General features: G+C 71.3%; 16 protein-coding genes. 9 read left to right on the plus strand and 7 right to left on the minus strand.

Annotated elements, in window-relative coordinates:
- Positions 1-108: 108 nt before the first annotated feature.
- The gene (locus tag ABZ490_RS21945; protein WP_358992453.1) at positions 109-1,086 is read left to right on the plus strand and encodes a DUF3558 domain-containing protein; all 978 of its coding nucleotides are present in this window, start codon (positions 109-111) and stop codon (positions 1,084-1,086) included.
- A 74-nt stretch (positions 1,087-1,160) separates the two neighbouring features.
- A complete protein-coding gene (locus ABZ490_RS21950) occupies positions 1,161-2,453 on the plus strand; it encodes a DUF2637 domain-containing protein (RefSeq protein WP_358992455.1) in 1,293 nt (430 codons plus the stop codon).
- Between the two features lie 57 nt (positions 2,454-2,510).
- Here the strand turns inward: ABZ490_RS21950 and lysS are convergent, their stop codons facing one another.
- Entirely contained in the window at positions 2,511-4,256 is a 1,746-nt protein-coding gene (lysS, locus tag ABZ490_RS21955) for a lysine--tRNA ligase (RefSeq protein ID WP_358992457.1), read from the minus strand.
- Between the two features lie 140 nt (positions 4,257-4,396).
- Between lysS and argS the strand changes: the two genes are divergently transcribed.
- The gene (gene argS, locus ABZ490_RS21960) at positions 4,397-6,160 is read left to right on the plus strand and encodes an arginine--tRNA ligase (RefSeq protein WP_358992459.1); all 1,764 of its coding nucleotides are present in this window, start codon (positions 4,397-4,399) and stop codon (positions 6,158-6,160) included.
- A gap of 82 nt (positions 6,161-6,242) precedes the next feature.
- Here the strand turns inward: argS and ABZ490_RS21965 are convergent, their stop codons facing one another.
- Positions 6,243-6,683: a peptidoglycan-binding domain-containing protein gene (locus ABZ490_RS21965; protein ID WP_358992461.1), complete on the minus strand. Its 441-nt coding sequence runs from the start codon at positions 6,681-6,683 to the stop codon at positions 6,243-6,245.
- 284 nt (positions 6,684-6,967) lie between these two features.
- Between ABZ490_RS21965 and ABZ490_RS21970 the strand changes: the two genes are divergently transcribed.
- Positions 6,968-7,735 (plus strand): peptidoglycan-binding protein, encoded by a 768-nt coding sequence (locus ABZ490_RS21970; RefSeq protein ID WP_358992463.1) that lies wholly within the window; start codon positions 6,968-6,970, stop codon positions 7,733-7,735.
- Positions 7,732-8,517, plus strand: coding sequence for a DUF2690 domain-containing protein (locus tag ABZ490_RS21975; RefSeq protein ID WP_358992466.1), 786 nt, complete (start codon positions 7,732-7,734; stop codon positions 8,515-8,517). Before ABZ490_RS21970 ends, ABZ490_RS21975 begins: the two co-directional genes overlap by 4 nt.
- Here the strand turns inward: ABZ490_RS21975 and ABZ490_RS21980 are convergent.
- Entirely contained in the window at positions 8,514-8,930 is a 417-nt protein-coding gene (locus ABZ490_RS21980) for an ATP-binding protein (protein WP_358992468.1), read from the minus strand. The genes ABZ490_RS21975 and ABZ490_RS21980 overlap by 4 nt on opposite strands.
- Positions 8,931-9,042: 112 nt before the next feature.
- Between ABZ490_RS21980 and ABZ490_RS21985 the strand changes: the two genes are divergently transcribed.
- From ABZ490_RS21985 to ABZ490_RS21995, 3 genes are read left to right on the plus strand one after another with little or no spacing between them, the layout of a single operon-like run.
- On the plus strand, positions 9,043-9,849 hold the full coding sequence (locus ABZ490_RS21985) for a helix-turn-helix transcriptional regulator (RefSeq protein WP_358992470.1): 807 nt from the start codon (positions 9,043-9,045) through the stop codon (positions 9,847-9,849).
- Positions 9,846-10,031, plus strand: a complete 186-nt coding sequence (locus tag ABZ490_RS21990) for a DUF397 domain-containing protein (RefSeq protein WP_358992472.1) — start codon at positions 9,846-9,848, stop codon at positions 10,029-10,031. The genes ABZ490_RS21985 and ABZ490_RS21990 overlap by 4 nt, the downstream gene beginning before the upstream one ends.
- A gap of 35 nt (positions 10,032-10,066) precedes the next feature.
- Entirely contained in the window at positions 10,067-10,843 is a 777-nt protein-coding gene (locus ABZ490_RS21995; RefSeq protein ID WP_358992474.1) for a DUF4253 domain-containing protein, read from the plus strand.
- A 12-nt stretch (positions 10,844-10,855) separates the two neighbouring features.
- On the opposite strand, the gene ABZ490_RS22000 is transcribed toward ABZ490_RS21995, so the two are convergent.
- A complete protein-coding gene (locus ABZ490_RS22000; RefSeq protein ID WP_358992476.1) occupies positions 10,856-12,049 on the minus strand; it encodes a PLP-dependent aminotransferase family protein in 1,194 nt (397 codons plus the stop codon).
- A 361-nt stretch (positions 12,050-12,410) separates the two neighbouring features.
- Complete coding sequence (gene hemB / locus ABZ490_RS22005) at positions 12,411-13,406, minus strand: porphobilinogen synthase (protein ID WP_358992478.1); 996 nt, start codon at positions 13,404-13,406, stop codon at positions 12,411-12,413.
- A 219-nt stretch (positions 13,407-13,625) separates the two neighbouring features.
- Between hemB and ABZ490_RS22010 the strand changes: the two genes are divergently transcribed.
- Positions 13,626-15,833 (plus strand): peptidoglycan recognition protein, encoded by a 2,208-nt coding sequence (locus ABZ490_RS22010; RefSeq protein ID WP_358992480.1) that lies wholly within the window; start codon positions 13,626-13,628, stop codon positions 15,831-15,833.
- A gap of 64 nt (positions 15,834-15,897) precedes the next feature.
- Here the strand turns inward: ABZ490_RS22010 and ABZ490_RS22015 are convergent, their stop codons facing one another.
- Both ABZ490_RS22015 and hemC read right to left on the minus strand, forming a co-directional pair.
- Positions 15,898-17,607 carry a bifunctional uroporphyrinogen-III C-methyltransferase/uroporphyrinogen-III synthase gene (locus tag ABZ490_RS22015; RefSeq protein ID WP_358992482.1) on the minus strand — a complete coding sequence of 570 codons (1,710 nt, stop codon included), beginning with the start codon at positions 17,605-17,607 and terminating at the stop codon, positions 15,898-15,900.
- The gene (gene hemC, locus ABZ490_RS22020; RefSeq protein WP_358992484.1) at positions 17,604-18,563 is read right to left on the minus strand and encodes a hydroxymethylbilane synthase; all 960 of its coding nucleotides are present in this window, start codon (positions 18,561-18,563) and stop codon (positions 17,604-17,606) included. Before hemC ends, ABZ490_RS22015 begins: the two co-directional genes overlap by 4 nt.
- Positions 18,564-18,566 lie beyond the last annotated feature (3 nt).

Below are 18,566 nucleotides of genomic sequence, written 5' to 3' on the forward strand. Positions count from 1 at the left end.
CGTCCACCTCGCGCGGGTCCGCAAAGCGGGTGAAGCGGAACCGCACAGCTGTCTCACCGCGTACCGTGGCCCCTCGGACCCGATCCGACCGCAGGAACCACGAGCGTCATGAGTGAAGGAACCATGCAGCGACGAGCCCAGCGAGACGACCAGTTTGACCAGCGCGCCACCCGCACGGGAGGCCTGAACCGCGTCCTGGCCGCCGCGCTCGCGGTGCCGGTGATGGTGTTCGCGGCGGCGTGCTCCTCGGACTCCGGCTCGGACTCGGACTCGGCCGGCGGCACCGCCCCCGCGGCGAACGGCGCGCAGGGCACGGGCGGCTCGGGCGACACCGCCGCGAGCACCGCCCCCACCGTCGAGGCGGCCGCGTACACGGCGCTGCCGGGCGCCTGCAAGGTGCTGTCGAAGAAGACGCTGACGGACCTGGTTCCGAAGGGCACGTCCTCCGGCAAGGAGGGCGACTCCTCCGACACCGGTGCCCGCGCCAGCTGCTCCTGGTCGAGCCTGGACAACAACGGGGTGAAGGGTTCGCAGTTCCGCTGGCTCAATGTGTCCCTGCTGCGGTTCGAGTCGGACGCGGCGACCGGTGACGCCGAGTCGCAGGCGCAGACGTACTACGCGAAGCAGGTCAAAGCCGCCCAGACGGTGGCGGACGCCAAGAACGCCAAGACGGAGACCGTCACCGGCACGGGCGACCAGGCGACGGTGGTGCGCTACGACCTGAAGAAGAAGGAAGGCGCCTTCAAGCAGCAGACGGTCGTGGCCCGGGTCGAGAACGTCGTCATCACGCTCGACTACAACGGCGCCGGTCTGGCCGGCGAGAAGACGCCCGGCGCCGACACCCTGACGGCGTCCGCGAAGAAGGCCGCCCAGGAGGTCGTCGCGGCGGTCAGGTCCGCCAACGGCCAGGGCAGCAGCGGCGGTTCGGCCGCGACGACGAGCCCGTCGCCCTCCGCGTCGGCGTCGAGGTCCGGGTCCGCCACCCCGAAGCCGACGGCGACGAAGTCCGCTTCGGCGGCCGCCAAGGAGACGGCGTCCAAGACCACCTCCAAGACCACCTCCAAGGCGTCGTCCACGAAGAGCTGACGGACCGGACACGCGTCCGCCGTACACATGTGCCACCCTGTTGCGCGCAACAACACGCAAGGGGAGGGGAGTAGGTGTCCGCGCCAATCCAGCTGACTCGGATGCACCGCGTTCTCATAGGCGTGGTCGTGACCGGCGCAGTGATCATCGCCGGCATCGGCTTCGCCGGCTCGTACGCGGCCGTACGCGAGCTGGCCCTGCAAAAAGGATTCGGGAACTTCTCGTACGTGTTCCCGATCGGCATCGACGCGGGTATCTGCGTCCTGCTCGCCCTGGATCTGCTGCTGACCTGGATCCGGATCCCCTTCCCGCTGCTGCGGCAGACGGCGTGGCTGCTGACGGCGGCCACGATCGCCTTCAACGGCGCGGCCGCCTGGCCGGACCCGCTGGGCACGGGCATGCACGCGGTGATCCCGATCCTGTTCGTGGTCTCGGTCGAGGCCGCCCGGCACGCGATCGGCCGGATCGCGGACATCACCGCGGACAAGCACATGGAGGGCGTCCGCATCACGCGCTGGCTGCTCTCGCCGGTGCCCACGTTCCTCCTCTGGCGGCGGATGAAGCTCTGGGAGCTGCGTTCCTACGACCAGGTGATCAAGCTGGAGCAGGAACGTCTCGTCTACCAGGCCCGCCTGCGCTCCCGCTTCGGCCGCGCCTGGCGCCGCAAGGCCCCGGTGGAGTCCCTGATGCCCCTGCGTCTGGCCCGCTACGGCGTCCCCCTCGCGGAGACGGCCCCCGCGGGCCTGGCGGCGGCCGGCATAGAACCGGCGGTGCTCCCGCCGGCCCCACAGCACCAGGAACTGCCGGCGGCCCCCCTCGCAGCGGCGGCGGCACTGCCCGGCGAGCAGCGCGCACAGCGCGTCGCCGACCAGGCGCCCAGGCAACAGGCCTACGCCCCCGAGCCCGAGCCCGCCCCCGAACAGAGCCCCTGGTTCCAGACACCTCCGCAAGAGGTCGAGTACCACGGCGGCTACGACCCCACCTACGACCCTTCCGAGCAGTACGCCCAGTGGTACGAGCAGGAGCAGCAGGCCACGGAGTACCGCGAGCAGTACGAGGAGGAGCCCCCGGCCCCCGGCCAGGAGCCGACCCCGGAGGAGACCGGCACGTTCCCGATCCCGGTGGGCTCCGGCGGCCGCACCCGCGAGCTGGGCGAGGGCGGCGGCTACGAGCCGGACGAGGACGCGTACTACCAGGTCTTCCGCGAGTCGATCAAGGGCGGCAACGGGGCGCCGACCCCCAAGGGGTTCATCGTCGACGTCGAGGCGATCTACAACATCACGATCCCCGAGGCCGAGGCCAAGCGCATGGTGAATCGCTTCTCCAACCGTCTCAACGCGGAGATGGCGGACGAGCACATCGCCTAGGAGCCCACACGAGAAAGCGCCCGGTGCCCCACGGCACCGGGCGCTTTCCTCATGGCGTCACTCGCCGAGCAGGCCCCGCACCCGCTCCTGCCCCACCGCGAGCAGCAGCGTGGGCAGGCGCGGACCGGTGTCGCGGCCGACGAGCAGGTGGTAGAGCAGCGCGAAGAACGTCCGCTGGGCGGTCTTGATCTCCGGCGGCAGTTCCTTGGGCGTGGCGTCGGCCGGGAATCCGGCCTGGACCTTCGGGACGCCGTAGACGAGGTGGGTCAGTCCGTCGAGCGACCAGTGCTCGGCGAGTCCGTCGAGCAGCAGCCGCAGGGACTGCTGGGACGCCTCGTCGAGGGACTTCAGCAGTTCGGCGTCGGGCTGCTCGCGTACGACGGTCCGCTGGTCGGCGGGGACGTGCGTGTTGATCCAGGCCTCGGCCTTGTCGTAGCGCGGGCGGGCCTCGTCGAGGGCGGTGAGCGGGTCGGAGGGGTCGAGTTCGCTCAGGATCCGCAGCGCCTGGTCCTCGTGTCCGGCGGTGATGTCGGCGACGGAGGCGAGCGTCCGGTACGGCAGGGCGCGCACGGTCCTCGGCAGCTCACGGCCGGCGGTCCCCACCGCACGGGAGTGGGCGGCCACGTCCGCGGGGAGGGCGGAGCCGTCGGCGACCTTGGCGTCGAGCTTGTCCCACTCGTCGTAGAGGCGCTGGATCTCCTGGTCGAAGGCGATCTTGAAGGACTGGTTGGGGCGGCGGCGGGCGTAGAGCCAGCGCAGGAGCTGCGGCTCCATGATCTTCAGCGCGTCGGCGGGGGTGGGCACGCCGCCCCGCGAGGAGGACATCTTGGCCATGCCGGTGATGCCGACGAAGGCGTACATCGGCCCGATGGGCTGCTTGCCGCCGAAGATGCCGACGATCTGGCCGCCGACCTGGAAGGAGGATCCGGGCGAGGAGTGGTCGACGCCGGAGGGCTCGAAGATGACGCCCTCGTAGGCCCAGCGCATGGGCCAGTCGACCTTCCAGACGAGCTTGCCGCGGTTGAACTCGTTCAGCCGGACGGTCTCGGAGAAGCCGCAGGCGGTGCAGGAGTAGGTCAGCTCGGTGGAGTCGTCGTCGTACGCGGTGACGGTCGTCAGGTCCTTCTCGCAGTTGCCGCAGTACGGCTTGTACGGGAAGTACCCGACGGACCCGGCGCCGGAGCTGCCGTCGTCCTCGCTCGCCGCGCCGGAGCCCTCGGCGGCCTCCAGCTCGGCCTCGTCGACCGGCTTCTGCGACTGCTTGGCGGGGGCCTTCTTCGTGCGGTACTGGTCGAGGATCTCGTCGATCCCGGCCCGGTGCGCGACGGCGTGCAGGACCTGGTCCCGGTACACGCCGGCCGTGTACTGCGCGGTCTGGCTGATCCCGTCGAACTCGACGCCCAGCTCATCGAGCGAGGCGACCATCGCGGCCTTGAAGTGCTCGGCCCAGTTCGGGTACGCGGACCCGGCCGGTGCGGGCACCGAGGTCAGCGGCTTGCCGATGTGCCCGGCCCAGGACTCGTCGACCCCGTCGATGCCGTTCGGCACCTTGCGGAAGCGGTCGTAGTCGTCCCAGGAGATCAGGTGGCGGACCTGGTGGCCGCGGCGCCGGATCTCGTCGGCGACCAGGTGCGGGGTCATGACCTCGCGGAGGTTGCCCAGGTGGATGGGTCCCGAGGGCGACAGTCCGGAGGCGACGACGACAGGTTTGCCGGGGGCCCGACGCTCCGACTCCTCGATGACCTCGTCCGCGAAACGGGAGACCCAGTCGGTGGTCTCGGTGCTCTGAGCCACGATCGGCACGTCCTTCTTTGCTGAACGTTCTTTACTGAACGGGTGACGCTCCATTGTCACAGACCGTGTCCCGACCGGGAAAACGGCTTTACCCCCCATGGGATACTGGGCACGTCTATCAATCCCACGAGGAGAACGGCTCCCACTCCATGACCTCGGTCACGTCGCTCACGGATCTCGTCAACCAGCGTCTCGCCTCCGCCCTCGCCTCCGCCCTCCCGGAAGCCGACGGAGTCGACCCGCTGCTGCGACGAAGCGACCGGGCCGACTTCCAGGCCAACGGGATCCTGGCCCTCGCCAAGAAGGCGAAGGCGAACCCGCGGGAGCTGGCGACGCAGGTCGTCTCCCACATCGCCACCGGCGCGGAGCTGATCCAGGACGTCGAGGTCTCCGGCCCCGGCTTCCTCAACATCACGCTCGCGGACCGGGCGATCACCCAGAACCTGGCCGCGCGGTACGCGGACGGCGACCGGCTCGGCGTGGCGGCCAAGGCGGACCCGGGCATCACGGTCATCGACTACGCCCAGCCGAACGTGGCCAAGGAGATGCACGTCGGTCATCTGCGCTCGGCGGTCATCGGCGACGCCCTGCGCGCCATGCTCGACTTCACCGGCGAGCGGACGATCGGCCGGCACCATATCGGCGACTGGGGCACCCAGTTCGGCATGCTCATCCAGTACCTGATCGAGAACCCGGACGCGCTGTCCGTGGAGACCGACACGGACGGCGAGCAGGCCATGTCGAACCTGAACCGGGTCTACAAGGCCTCGCGTGCGGTGTTCGACGCCGACGAGGACTTCAAGGAGCGGGCGCGCAAGAGGGTCGTGGCCCTCCAGTCCGGCGACAAGGAGACCCTGGACTTCTGGCAGCGGTTCGTGGACGAGTCGAAGGTCTACTTCTCCTCGGTCTTCGAGAAGCTCGACATGGAGATCCGTGACGAGGAGATCGTCGGCGAGTCGGCGTACAACGACGGCATGCCCGAGACGGCGCGGCTGCTGGAGGAGATGGGCGTCGCGGTCCGTTCCGAGGGCGCGCTCGTGGTCTTCTTCGACGACATCCGGGGCAAGGACGACCAGCCGGTCCCGCTGATCGTGCAGAAGGCCGACGGCGGCTTCGGCTACGCGGCCTCCGACCTCACCGCGATCCGCGACCGGGTCACCGACCTGCACGCCACCTCGCTGATCTACGTCGTGGACGTGCGGCAGTCGCTGCACTTCAAGATGGTCTTCGAGACGGCGCGCCGGGCGGGCTGGCTCACCGACGACGTCACCGCGCACAACATGGGCTACGGCACGGTGCTGGGCGCGGACGGCAAGCCGTTCAAGACGCGTGAGGGCGAGACCGTACGGCTGGAGGACCTGCTGGACGAGGCGGTGCAGCGGGCCGCCGAGGTCGTCCGGGAGAAGGCGCAGGACCTGACCGAGGACGAGATCCGGGAGCGGGCCGCCCAGGTCGGCATCGGCGCCGTGAAGTACGCGGACCTGTCGACGTCGGCCAACCGCGACTACAAGTTCGACCTGGACCAGATGGTCTCGCTGAACGGCGACACCTCCGTCTACCTCCAGTACGCGTACGCCCGTATCCAGTCGATCCTCCGCAAGGCGGGAGACGTACGGCCCCTCGCGCACCCGGAGCTGGAGCTGCACGCGGCGGAGCGGGCGCTGGGCCTGCACCTGGACGCGTTCGGCGACCTGGTCTTCGAGGCGGCGGCGGAGTACGCCCCGCACAAGGTGGCGGCTTACCTGTACCAGCTGGCGTCGCTGTTCACGTCGTTCTACGACAAGTGCCCGGTGATCAAGCCGCAGCCGCCGAAGGAGGTGGCGGAGAACCGCCTCCTCCTGTGCGACCTGACGGCCCGCACCCTGCACCAGGGCATGGCCCTGCTGGGCATCCGGACGCCCGAGAAGCTCTGAGCGTCCGCCCCGCGGGATTCATACAGAACGGCCTGTGTCCGGTCCTCCCCCGCGGGACCGGACACAGGCCGTTGTACGGCTGTCAGGCGGCGAAGCGCTTGAACGCGGCGCGGGTGCCCGAGCCGGCGATGCCGTCGATGTCACCGGTGTAGCCGTAGTCGTCCTTCAGCAGACGCTGGAGCGCCTTGATCGTGTTGGTGCCGGGGTCGCCGTCGATGTCACCGGTGTAGCCCCAGTACTTCTTGAGGCAGCGCTGGAACGCCTTCCAGCTGTTGGTGCCGAGCTTGCCGTCGATGTCGTCGGTGTAGCTCCAGTAGTCCGCCAGGAAGTTCTGCACGTTCTTGGCCTCGGCGGTGGTGAGGCCGAAGTTCTCGTAGGAGGCCAGGGTGGCGGCCTGCGCGCTCACCGCGGGCTGCGAGACCGGCGCGGCGTAGCTGGTGCCCGCGGTCGCCAGGGATCCGGCGGCGAGGCCGGCGACGGCGGTGATTCCGACGAGGGTCCGGGCCAGAACGTTCGGTCGCATGCGTTCCTCTTTCACTTTCGGGTGGTGGATCGGCACCCGATCCGTCCGTCCGTCTGTCCGGCGGGCCGGGTGCCGTCACCACCGTGCGGCCCGCCCGGCCGGCTCCGCCACGGCTGTCGGCGAAGTGACGGTCTGACGGGACCTCACCCCCCTTGGCCTGCGGGAACGTCGACCCGTGGGACGGAGCGGCGGGACGGCCGTGGCAGGAGTGGCCATGCTCATGCACAATGCGTCAGGAGCGGGGGGCCGCTGACCACGGTCCATGACCGCATCTGGGGGGGAACATGGCGCGCCGCACTGCGCTGTCCGCCGAACTCGATCCACGCGTCCGCCAATTGGTGACGCGTATGCGACGGCTGAAGGAGCACACCGGGCTGAGCACCCGGCAGCTCGCCGCGAAGACGGGGTACAGCGAGAAGTCCTGGGAGCGGTATCTGGTCGGCCGTTCGCTGCCGCCGCGCGAGGCGGTGGAGGCGCTCGCCCGGCTCTCCGGCACGGATCCCGTCCGGCTGCTGGCGCTGCACGAGGTCGCGACGGACGCGTGGGGCGAGCGACGCGGGGCGGCCTCGACGGCGGAGACGGCCCCCGGAGCGGAACACACCCCCGGACCCGCTGCCGCTCCCGGGCGTTCGCTGCGGGTCGCGCTCGTCGCGGGCGGGGTGGCGCTGGTGCTGGCCGTCTCCTCGGCCGTCCTGCTGGTCCTCCGGTTCGACGCCGATGCCGACACCGGCGGGGGTACCGCACCGGCGGCCGCCCCTGCCTCCGCGTCCTCCTCCCCCACGCCGGTCTACAACTGCCGCGTCGAACGGATCGACGGGCAGTGGTACGCGGGCATCAGCCGTACCAAGGACGCCGAACTCGCCTACGGCAGCGCCGGTCGTGATGTGGCCGAGGCACAGTGTCTGCTGCGCCGGGCGGGCATCTCACCCGGCGGCATCGACGGGATGTTCGGCCCGCTGACCCAGCGGGCGGTGAAGGCGCTCCAGCAGCGGGCGGGCCTGGACGTGGACGGCATGGTCGGCCCGCACACCTGGAAGGCCCTGCGCGGATGAGCGGGCCGGGGCCGTCTCCGGAGGCCGCCCGACTGGCCGCCGCACTGAGGGAGTTGAAGGAGCGCACGGGCCTGAGCCTGGCGGGTCTCGCGGAGCGGACCACGTTCAGCAAGTCGTCCTGGGAGCGCTATCTCAACGGCCGGACCCTGCCCCCGCGCCCGGCCGTACGGGAGCTGTGCCGACTGGCCGACGAGCCCGACGCCCGCTGTCTGGCGCTGCGGGAGCTGGCGCAGAACGGCCCGCCCGATCCGCCCGCACCGACGACCCCCGCACCTCCGCCTGCGTCCCCCGCGCCCGCGCCCGCCGGCCCCCGCGGCACGACGGCCCTGGCGGTTCTCGCGTCGGTGTCCGCCCTGGTGTTCGGAGTGATCGCGGTATCCCTGCTCCTGCTGCCGCAACGCAGCGAGGCGGCCCGCCCGTCGGCGTCCCCGTCCGCGGCGGGCCCGTACTGCCGGGACACCTCCTGCGAGGGCGCGGACCCGGTGACCATGAAGTGCGGCGACCAGCCCGAGACCCTGGCCGAGCACGTCACCGCCACGGGGGCGTCGGTGCAGCTGCGGTACAGCAGGGTGTGCGGGACGAGCTGGGCCCGGATGTGGGGCGCGCGGATCGGCGACCGGGTCGAGGTGCGGGGCCGCGTGGCCCGGGTACGGAACCAGGTGCAGGCGGACACGTACGTCTACACGCTGATGACGGTGACCCGCCCGGCAGCCGTCGTGCGGGCCTGCTTCCTGCCCTCGTCGGGCACCGGCAGGGAGTGCTTCAAGGCGAAGGTGGACTAGCGTGAGCGCACGAACTCGCACCACACGGCCTTGCCCAGCTCCCGCTCCCGCACTCCCCACTGGTCGCTGAGCGCCGAGACCAGCAGCAGCCCCCGGCCGCCCTCGTCCTCGTCCTCGTCTCCGTCCTCGATGACATGCGGCACCCCGGCCCCGCTGTCGTGCACCTCGACGCGGATCACCCGCCCGTCGTACCGCAGGAACAGCAGGAACTGACGGCCGGGCGGCACGCCGTGCAGCAGCGCGTTGGTCACCAGCTCGCTGACACAGAGCAGCACGTCGTCGGCCCGCTCGGTGCCGGCGAGCCCCCACCCGGCGAGGGTCTCCGTCGCGAAGAGCCGCGCGGCGGGCACGGAGCGCCGTTCCCGGCGGAAGAACCTCTCGCGCAGCGGCGGGAGTTGGATCGTCTCGTTCACGGGACGAGAGTTGCGGAGAGTGACTATCGTTGATCACCCAGTGAACCCGTACAGATTTTTTGTACGGGTTGCCACTGGGTCGGGAACGGGCACGCGGGGGGATGGCAGCACCATGAGCCAGCGCAAGAAGAACCTCTCCACCATGAAGATGCTGGGCAAGCAGCTCGGCACGGCCCGGCGCGAGGCGGGCCTCACTCAGATCGGCCTCGCAGGGCTCGTCCGCGTCGATGAGGAGACCATCGCGTCGATCGAGCAGGGCAGACGCGCGCTGAAGCCCGACTTGGCGGCTCTGTTGGACGAAACCCTGGACACGAAGGGCATGTTGGCGGCGGGCGTGGCCAACCTTCCCGAGATCGACCAGTTCCCCCTGTGGGCAGAGCTGTACATGGAGCATGAGCGGGAGGCGATCGCGCTGTCCTGGTACGACACCGTGGTCCTCCCGGGCCTCCTCCAGAACGAGGGGTACGTCCGGGCCGTCCTGCGCAACAGGGTTCCGGCGTATGACGAGGACGAGATCGAGACGTACACGGCCCTGCGGTTGAACCGCCAGGAGATCCTGCATCGGAAGAGCCCGCCGACGCTGAGCTTCGTGGTGTGGGAGCCGGTGCTGTACATGGAGATCGGGGATCGGAGCGCGCAACTTCGGTATCTGCGTGAGCTTGCTGAACTGCCATGCGTGTCCTTGCAGTTCCTGCCGATGAGGAGTCCATGCAACGCAGGACTAAATGGCCCCTTCACTCTGCTCGAAACCCCCGATCACCAGCACCTCGCCTACGCCGAGGGTCAACGCGGCAGCCAGTGGGTTTCCGACGGAGATGAGGTGTCCATCCTGGCGCGCAAGTATGCGATGCTGCGAACACAGGCCCTGACCACCCAGGATTCGCTGGGCCTGCTCGACCGCCTGCTAGGAGAGCGATGAGCGCCGATGCACTGAAGTGGTTCAAGTCGAGCTACAGCGGCGACGAGGGCGGACAGTGCCTCGAAGTCGCCCTCATCCCCACCGCCGTCCACATCCGCGACTCCAAGCACACCCCCGACAGCGGCCCCACCTTCCACATCACCCCCGCCGCCTGGGCAGCCTTCACCACCGCCCTCGCATAACCCCGTTGTCAGTGGCTGCCCTTACAGTCACCGGCATGGCGACTCTTCCCAACCCGCTGCCCAAGCTGGCCTCCGATCCGAGCGGCCGTTCGCTGGGGCTTCAACTGCCGCCGGGGCGGCTGATCGACGCGACGACGGGCGAGGTCGTGCTGTGGCACGCCGAGCAGCAGGCGGCGTCCGGTTCGTGGAAGGCCCTGGGGCGTCCCGCCGCGCGGGCCGGACTGCTGCCCGTCCTCGTGGACCTGGGCAGCGGTCAGGGCGGGCCGGAGGACTGGGAGTTGGTGCCCGGGGAGATGTCATACCCCGGGGACCACGACGTCGAGGAGATACTCGCCGGGTACTGGGCCGAGGTGGCGGCCGAGGAGGACGGGGAGTGGCCGGGTCTCGCCGCGCCCCGCACGCTCACCGCCGATCCCGACGCGCGCGCCACCGAGATCGCCGACGTGCTGTCGGAGGGCGACCCCGGCTTCAAGGAACCGCATCTCGCCCTGGTGGCCGCCCGCCGCAGCGCGGACATCCCGACGGCGCTCGGCTGGACGGGCCCGGTGAACCAGGAGGAGGACGTGGCCCGGTTCAGCGCCGTCCTTCGCTCCTGGGAGGACCGCTTCGGCATACGCGTCGTCGCCCTCGGCTACGACCGCATCGCGCTCTCGGTCGCGGCCCCGCCCACCGGCCTCGCCGAGGCGGAGGCGATCGCCGCCGAACACTTCGCCTTCTGCTCCTACGCCGTCCTGCCGGGCGACGAAGACACGTTGTCGTCGTACGCCGAGAAGCTCATCGGCGAACGCGCCTGGCACTTCTGGTGGGACTGAGAAGCCCGCTCCTCACCCCCTGAGCCCCTTCCCCAGCCTGCGCAGCCCCTCCCCGATCTCCTCCGGCGTCTGGGTCACGAAGCAGAGGCGGAGGGTGGCGTGGTCGGGTTCGCCCGCGTAGAAGGGGGCGCCGGGGACGTACGCCACGTCCTGGCGGACCACCTGGGGCAGCAGGGCGGTGGTGTCGTACGGCTCCGGCAGCCGGGCCCAGAGGAACATGCCGCCCTCGGGCCGGTTCCACACCGAGCCGTCCGGCAGCGCGTCCCCGAGCCCGGCCAGCATGGCGTCCCGCCGCTCGCGGTAGACGGCGGCCACCTTCGCCACATGCGCGTCGAGGTCGTTGACGGCCAGATAGCGGGCCGCGGCGAGCTGGTTGACGGTGGGGGTGTGCAGGTCGGCCGCCTGCTTGGCGACGACGCAGGCCCGGCGCAGCCCGGCGGGTCCGCGCAGCCAGCCCAGCCGCAGGCCGGGGGCCATGACCTTGGAGAAGGAGCCGAGCAGCACCGTGCGGTCGAGGGCGTCGGGGTGGGCCGCGATCCAGGGGACGCGCTCACCGTCGTAGCGGAGTTCGCCGTAGGGGTCGTCCTCGACGATCCACAGGCCGTGGCGGGCGGCGACGGAGGCGAGCGCGGCGCGGCGGCCGGCGGGCAGGGTGCGGCCGGTGGGGTTCTGGAAGGTGGGGACGGTGTAGAGCAGTTTGGGCCGCTCCCGCACCACGAGTTCCGCGAGGGCCTCGGGGTCGGGTCCCTCCGCGTCCCCCGGCACGGCGACGATCCGGGCCCCGGCGAGGGTGAAGACCTGGAGGGCGGCGAGGTAGCAGGGGGACTCGACGAGGACCGTGTCGCCGGGGTCGAGGAGGGCCGTGGCGAGGAGGGAGAGGGCCTGCTGGCTGCCGGTGGTGACGAGGACGTCGTCGGCGGAGGTCGCGAGGCCCCGTGCCGAGGTCCGGGCCGCGAGCGCCTCGCGGAGCGCGGGCTCGCCCTCGGTGGTGGCGTACTGGAGGGCCTGCGCGGGGGTCTCCTCCAGGACGTGCCGGAAGGCGGCGGCCACACCGTCCCGGTCGAAGAGTTCCGGGGCGGGCAGCCCGCCCGCGAAGTTGATCATCTCGGGGCGGGCGGTGACGGCGAGGATGTCCCGGACGGGCGAGCCCCCGGTGGACCGGGCTCGGGCGGCCAGGGCCGGCGGTGAGACGGGTGCGAGTGTCATGCCCGCACCCTAGAGAGGTACGTGCCGCCTACACCCGACTTTCCGGCATCCGGACCGCGTCCCACAGCCCGTCCCGAAGAGACGTCGTTTCCGCAGGTCAGCCGCTATGGGACCGGATCGGCGTCCCGAGTTGCCCGGCAAGTGTGGAGGACCGGAGGCCATACGACCCAGGCTTGCCCCATGCCTGAACTCCGTATCCGTCTCCTCGCCGCCGCCCTCACCGCGACGGCCGCGCTGACCCTGACCGCCTGCAACGACGGCCAGGGCCTACGGGACGAGGGCCCGTCCAGCACCGCAGGGGCGCGGGGAACTGCGCGACAAGCCACAACGGCGCCGCACCGATCCGACGACCCGACCGGCACTACCCGCGAAGCTTCTGCGCCGCCTCAGTGGCCCAATACGTGAGGATGTTCCGCGCCCCCGCCCGCTTGATCCCGGTCAGCGTCTCGAAGATCGCCCGGTCCCGATCGACCCACCCCTTCTCCGCGGCGGCCTCGATCATCGAGTACTCGCCGGAGATCTGATAGGCCGCCACCGGCACGTCCACCGCGTCCGCGACCCGCGCCAGGATGTCGAGGTAGGGACCGGCCGGCTTGACCATCACCATGTCCGCGCCCTCCTCCAGGTCGAGCGCCAGTTCCCGCATCGACTCACGGAAGTTCGCCGGGTCCTGCTGGTAGGTCTTGCGGTCGCCCTTCAGCGACGAGCCGACGGCCTCGCGGAACGGCCCGTAGAACGCGGACGAATACTTGGCGGTGTAGGCGAGGATCGCGACGTCCTCCCGCCCGATCTGGTCGAGCGCGTCACGGACGACCCCGATCTGGCCGTCCATCATCCCGCTCGGCCCCACCACGTGCGCCCCCGCGTCGGCCTGCACCTGGGCCATCTCCGCGTACCGCTCCAGCGTGGCGTCGTTGTCGACGCGCCCCTGGTCGTCGAGCACCCCGCAGTGCCCGTGGTCGGTGGTCTCGTCCAGGCACAGGTCGGACATCACGAGCAGGTCGTCGCCGACCTCGGCCCGCACGTCCCGCAGGGCGACCTGGAGGATCCCGTCCGGGTCGGTCCCCGGCGTCCCCAGGGCGTCCTTCTTCGACTCCTCCGGCACACCGAAGAGCATGATCCCCGAGACCCCGGCCTCCACGGCCTCCAGCGCGGCCTTCTTCAGGCTGTCCCGGGTGTGCTGGACCACGCCCGGCATCGCCTGGATCGGCACCGGCTCACTCACGCCCTCCCGCACGAACGCGGGAAGGATGAAGTCGGCCGGGTGCAGCCGGGTCTCGGCGACCATGCGCCGCATGACGGGGGTGGTCCGCAGCCGCCGCGGCCGCGAACCGGGGAAGGATCCGTACGTCGTCATGCGTCCACGCTACGCCCGTCCCGGCCCTGCCTTTGCCGACGCCGAGTCGGACCCGGCGCGGTCCCAGGTGTGACGTTTTTCGGCCACCCGACGCTCAGTGTATGGGCCAACTGTCAAGTGGTTGCGCCTTAAGTGACCGTTTTTGTGACATAGGGGTGGGGTTTCGTCGTGAGTCGACGTGGACGCCGGGGTGGGACTCGTGCGTACAGACCGCTGAGCATGCGCAGGAGAGCGTGGCTGACGCTCGGTGCGGTGCTGCTGGGCAGCGGGGGTGTGGTGACGTACGCCGTCGCCGGCCCGCCCGACGGCCACGGCACCCGGCACAAGCGGCCGGTGAAGGTCTACGGCCTCGCGCTCGAGGGGGCCTCGGCCGGGCGCCGGGAACTGCCGCGCACGGACACCGAGGAGTTCTCCCTGCTCGGCGTCACCTGGACCGGCGGCAGCCGGCGGCTGGCCGGCACCGCGCAGGTACGCACCCGCGCCGTCGCCACCGGCGAGTGGAGCGCCTGGCACGACCTGGAGCTGGACGCGGACCCGCTGGACCGGCCCGGCCCGAAGGTGCGCGGCACCTCGGAGCCGGTCTGGGTCGGCCCGTCCGACGGCGTCCAGGTCCAGGTCGTCGGCAAGGACGGCGGCACGGCCGCGCTGCCCAAGGGGCTGCGGGTCGACCTGGTCGACCCCGGGATCGCGACCGACGCCGAGACGGAGACCGGCACGGAACCCGCCGGGTACGTCCTGGACCCGAGCCCCGGCGAGAGCGCCTCCGAGACGGCCTCGGCCTCTCCCACGGACACCACGTCCACGAGCCCGTCGGAAACCGCGAGTCCGTCGGAGTCCACGAGCCCGTCGGAATCCGCCTCCCCGACCCCCACCACGACCCCCACGACCCCCACCGCCCCGAAGTCCACGGCCCCCGAACCGAAGATCCTCTCCCGTGCCGACTGGGGCGCCGACGAATCGATCAGCCCGGACGCGCCGGAGTACAACGACGACGTCAAGGTGATGTTCGTACACCACACGGACGGCACCAACGACTACACCTGCGACCAGACGCCGGCGATCATCCGCAGCATCTACGCGTACCACGTGCAGGTCAGCGGCTGGAAGGACATCGGCTACAACTTCCTCGTGGACAAGTGCGGCACCCTGTACGAGGGCCGCAAGGGCGGGGTGGACCTGCCGGTGCTCGGCGCCCACACCTACGGCTGGAACCGTGAGTCCGCGGCCGTCGCCGTCATCGGCGACTACACCCAGACCTCCGCCACCGACGCCGCGCTGACGTCGATCTCCCGCCTCGCGGCCTGGAAGCTCGGCCAGTACGGCGCCGACCCGGCCGGGACCGTCCAGCTCACGGCGGGCGCCACCCAGACGAACTTCTTCGGCAAGAGCTTCACCTCGGGCAGCCCGTACACCTTCAACCGGATCTCCGGTCACCGTGACGGCTACAACACCCAGTGCCCCGGCGGTCTGCTCTACGACCAGCTGCCGACCGTCCGCGCCTGGGCGGCCGGTCCGGTGCAGGGCCTGAAGATCACCTCGGTGGCGGGCGGCGCGACCCTGTCGGGCTCGACGTACTACACCAAGGGCGCCGTCACCGTGCAGTGGACGACGGCCACGCCCGGCGCGCTGATCTCGAAGGTCGAACTGCTGGCCGACGGCAAGGCCGTGGCCACCGTCGCGGGCACCGCCACCTCCGCGAGCGCCACCCTCCCGGTGGGCAGCCACACGCTCGCCGTACGCGCGGTGCACCAGTCCGGCAAGGTGACGACGACCGCCGCACCGACCGTCGTGGCCGAGACCACGGCACCCACCTTCACCACCGCCCCGAAGCTCTCCCTGCGCACCGGCACCGTCACCACGACCGCCGTCCCGGTCACCCTGGGCTGGAAGGCCGCCGACGACAAGGCGCTGCGCTCGGTGCGGCTCCTCGCGCCCGCCACGGCGACCTTCGGCCCGACCGTCACCGGCTCCAGCCGTACGGCGAAGCCCGGCACCGCGACCACCTGGTCCCTGCGCGCCTACGACTACGCCGGCAACTACCGCACGGCGTCGACATCGGTCACCCCGCTGATCCTCCAGGAGACCTCCGCGGCCAAGTCCGGCAGCTGGAGCAGCCGTTCGTCCACCAGCTACCTCGGTGGGAAGTCGTACTCCAGCGGCTCCAAGGGCGCGTCCCTGACCTGGACCTTCACCGGCCGCTCCGCCGCCTGGGTGGTCTCCCGCGCGGCCACCTCCGGGCAGGCGTACGTCTACGTCGACGGCACGAGGACCGCGACGGTCGACCTGAAGTCCGCCACCACCCTCTACCGCCAGGCGATCTGGACGAAGACCTGGTCGAGCAGTGCCAAGCACACGGTCAGGATCGTGGTGGTGGGCACGAGCGGCCGCCCGACCGTCACCACGGACGGGCTGGTCTACCTCAAGTAGTCCCGTACAACGGCCGATGGCCTCACGATCACAGATGATCGTGAGGCCATCGGCCGTTGTGGGCTCAGGTGGCCCGTCGCCGCCGCGAGCCCGGGCGCCGCTCACTCGGTCGCGTCACCGGGTCGCCGGCCTCCAGGGCCGCGGTCCGGCGGCGCAGGCCGAAGTCGGCCAGCGCTTCCGCGAGCTTGTGCACGGAGGGCTCCGGGGCCATGACATCCACCCGCAGCCCGTGCTCCTCGGCCGTCTTGGCCGTCGCCGGGCCGATACAGGCGATCACCGTCACGTTGTGCGGCTTCCCGGCGATGCCCACCAGGTTCCGTACCGTCGAGGACGACGTGAAGAGCACGGCGTCGAAGCCGCCGCCCTTGATCGCCTCACGGGTCTCCGCCGGCGGCGGCGAGGCCCGCACGGTCCGGTAGGCCGTGACGTCGTCGACCTCCCAGCCCAGCTCGATCAGCCCGGCGACCAGGGTCTCCGTGGCGATGTCGGCACGCGGCAGGAACACGCGGTCGATCGGGTCGAAGACCGGGTCGTAGGGAGGCCAGTCCTCCAGCAGGCCCGCCGCCGACTGCTCACCGCTCGGCACCAGGTCCGGCTTCACCCCGAAGGCGATCAGCGCCTTGGCGGTCTGCTCGCCCACCGCGGCCACCTTGATGCCCGCGAAGGCCCGGGCGTCGAGGCCGTACTCCTCGAACTTCTCCCGGACGGCCTTGACCGCGTTGACCGAGGTGAAGGCGATCCACTCGTAGCGGCCGGTGACCAGGCCCTTGACGGCCCGCTCCATCTGCTGCGGCGTGCGCGGCGGCTCCACGGCGATCGTCGGGACCTCGTGCGGCACCGCACCGTAGGAGCGCAGCTGGTCGGAGAGCGAGGCCGCCTGCTCCTTCGTGCGCGGCACGAGGACCTTCCAGCCGAACAGCGGCTTGGACTCGAACCAGGCCAGCTGGGCGCGCTGGGCGGGGGCGGAACGCTCACCGACCACGGCTATCACCGGGCGGCCGCCGTCCGGCGAGGGCAGCACCTTCGCCTGCTTCAGCGTCTGCGCGATCGTGCCGAGCGTCGCCGACCAGGTGCGCTGGCGGGTCGTCGTACCGGCGACCGTGACCGTCAGCGGGGTGTCGGGCTTGCGGCCGGCGGACACCAGCTCGCCCGCCGCGGCCGCCACCGAGTCCAGCGTCGTCGAGACGACCACCGTCCCGTCGGAGGCGCCGACCTCCGTCCAGCAGCGGTCGGAGGCCGTGCGCGCGTCGACGAACCGGACGTCGGCGCCCTGCGCGTCGCGCAGCGGCACCCCGGCGTACGCGGGCACGCCGACGGCCGCCGCCACGCCCGGGACCACCTCGAACGGGACCCCGGCGGCGGCGCAGGCGAGCATTTCCTCGGCCGCGTACGTATCCAGTCCGGGGTCCCCGGACACCGCACGGACGACCCGCCTGCCGCCCCGTGCGGCCTCCATGACAAGATGTGAGGCATCCCGCACAGCGGGTACCTCGATGCTTGCTGACGTGCCGTCAACAAGCGTGGGTACAGGCGTGCCCGTGCCCGGAAGCGGGTCCGAAGAGGGACCGGTTTCCGCGTTCACGACGGACACGCCGGGCCGCGCGTGCGTCCGTACGACGTCGAGCACCTCGTGCTCGGCGACGAGGACGTCCGCGTTCGCCAGCGCCTCCACGGCGCGCAGAGTCAGCAGTCCCGGATCCCCGGGTCCGGCACCCAGGAAGGTGACGTGCCCGTGCTCAGGAACGGCGGCGGCAGGAAGGGCGGTGGGGCTCACTGTGCTCGCTCCCCCATCAGACCGGCCGCGCCCTGGGCGAGCATCTCGGCGGCGAGTTCGCGACCGAGCGCCATTGCCCCGTCGTGCGTCTCGGGCACGGGACCGGTGGTGGACAGCTGCACCGTACGGGTGCCGTCGGTGGTCCCGACGACAGCCCGCAGGCGCATTTGCTTGACAATCTGCCCGTCGGCCAGAAGGTCGGCCAGCGCGCCCACAGGGGCGCTGCAACCGGCCTCCAGGGCGGCGAGCAGTGACCGTTCGGCCGTCACGGCGACCCGGGTGAACGGGTCGTCGAGCGCGCCGAGCGCGGCGATCAGGTCCGCGTCGTGCGCGGCACATTCGATGGCCAGGGCTCCCTGGCCGGGGGCGGGCAGGACGGTGTCTATCGACAGGAAGTCGGTGACCTCGTCGATCCGGCCCATGCGGCTCAGGCCGGCCGCGGCCAGCACCACCGCGTCCAGCTCGCCGCCCTTGACGTATCCGATCCGCGTGTCCACGTTGCCGCGGATCGGGACCGTCTCGATGTCCAGCCCGTGGGTGCGGGCGTACGCGTTGAGCTGCGCCATGCGGCGGGGCGAACCCGTGCCGATGCGCGAGCCGCGCGGCAGGTCGGTGAACTTCAGCGCGTCCCGGGCGACGATCACGTCGCGGGGGTCCTCGCGCACCGGTACCGCGGCCAGGACCAGGTCCTCGGGCTGCGTGGTCGGCAGGTCCTTCAGCGAGTGAACCGCGAAGTCGACCTCCCCCCGCAGCAGCGCGTCGCGCAGGGCCGTGACGAACACACCGGTGCCGCCGATCTGCGCGAGGTGCTCGCGGGAGACATCGCCGTAGGTGGTGATCTCGACGAGCTCGACCGGCCGGCCGGTGACCCGGCGCACGGCGTCCGCGACCTGCCCGGACTGGGCCATGGCGAGCTTGCTCCGTCTGGTCCCGAGCCTCAGTGCTCTCGTACTCATGCC

It is taken from the genome of Streptomyces sp. NPDC005811, from assembly GCF_040630405.1.
GTDB lineage: Bacteria > Actinomycetota > Actinomycetes > Streptomycetales > Streptomycetaceae > Streptomyces.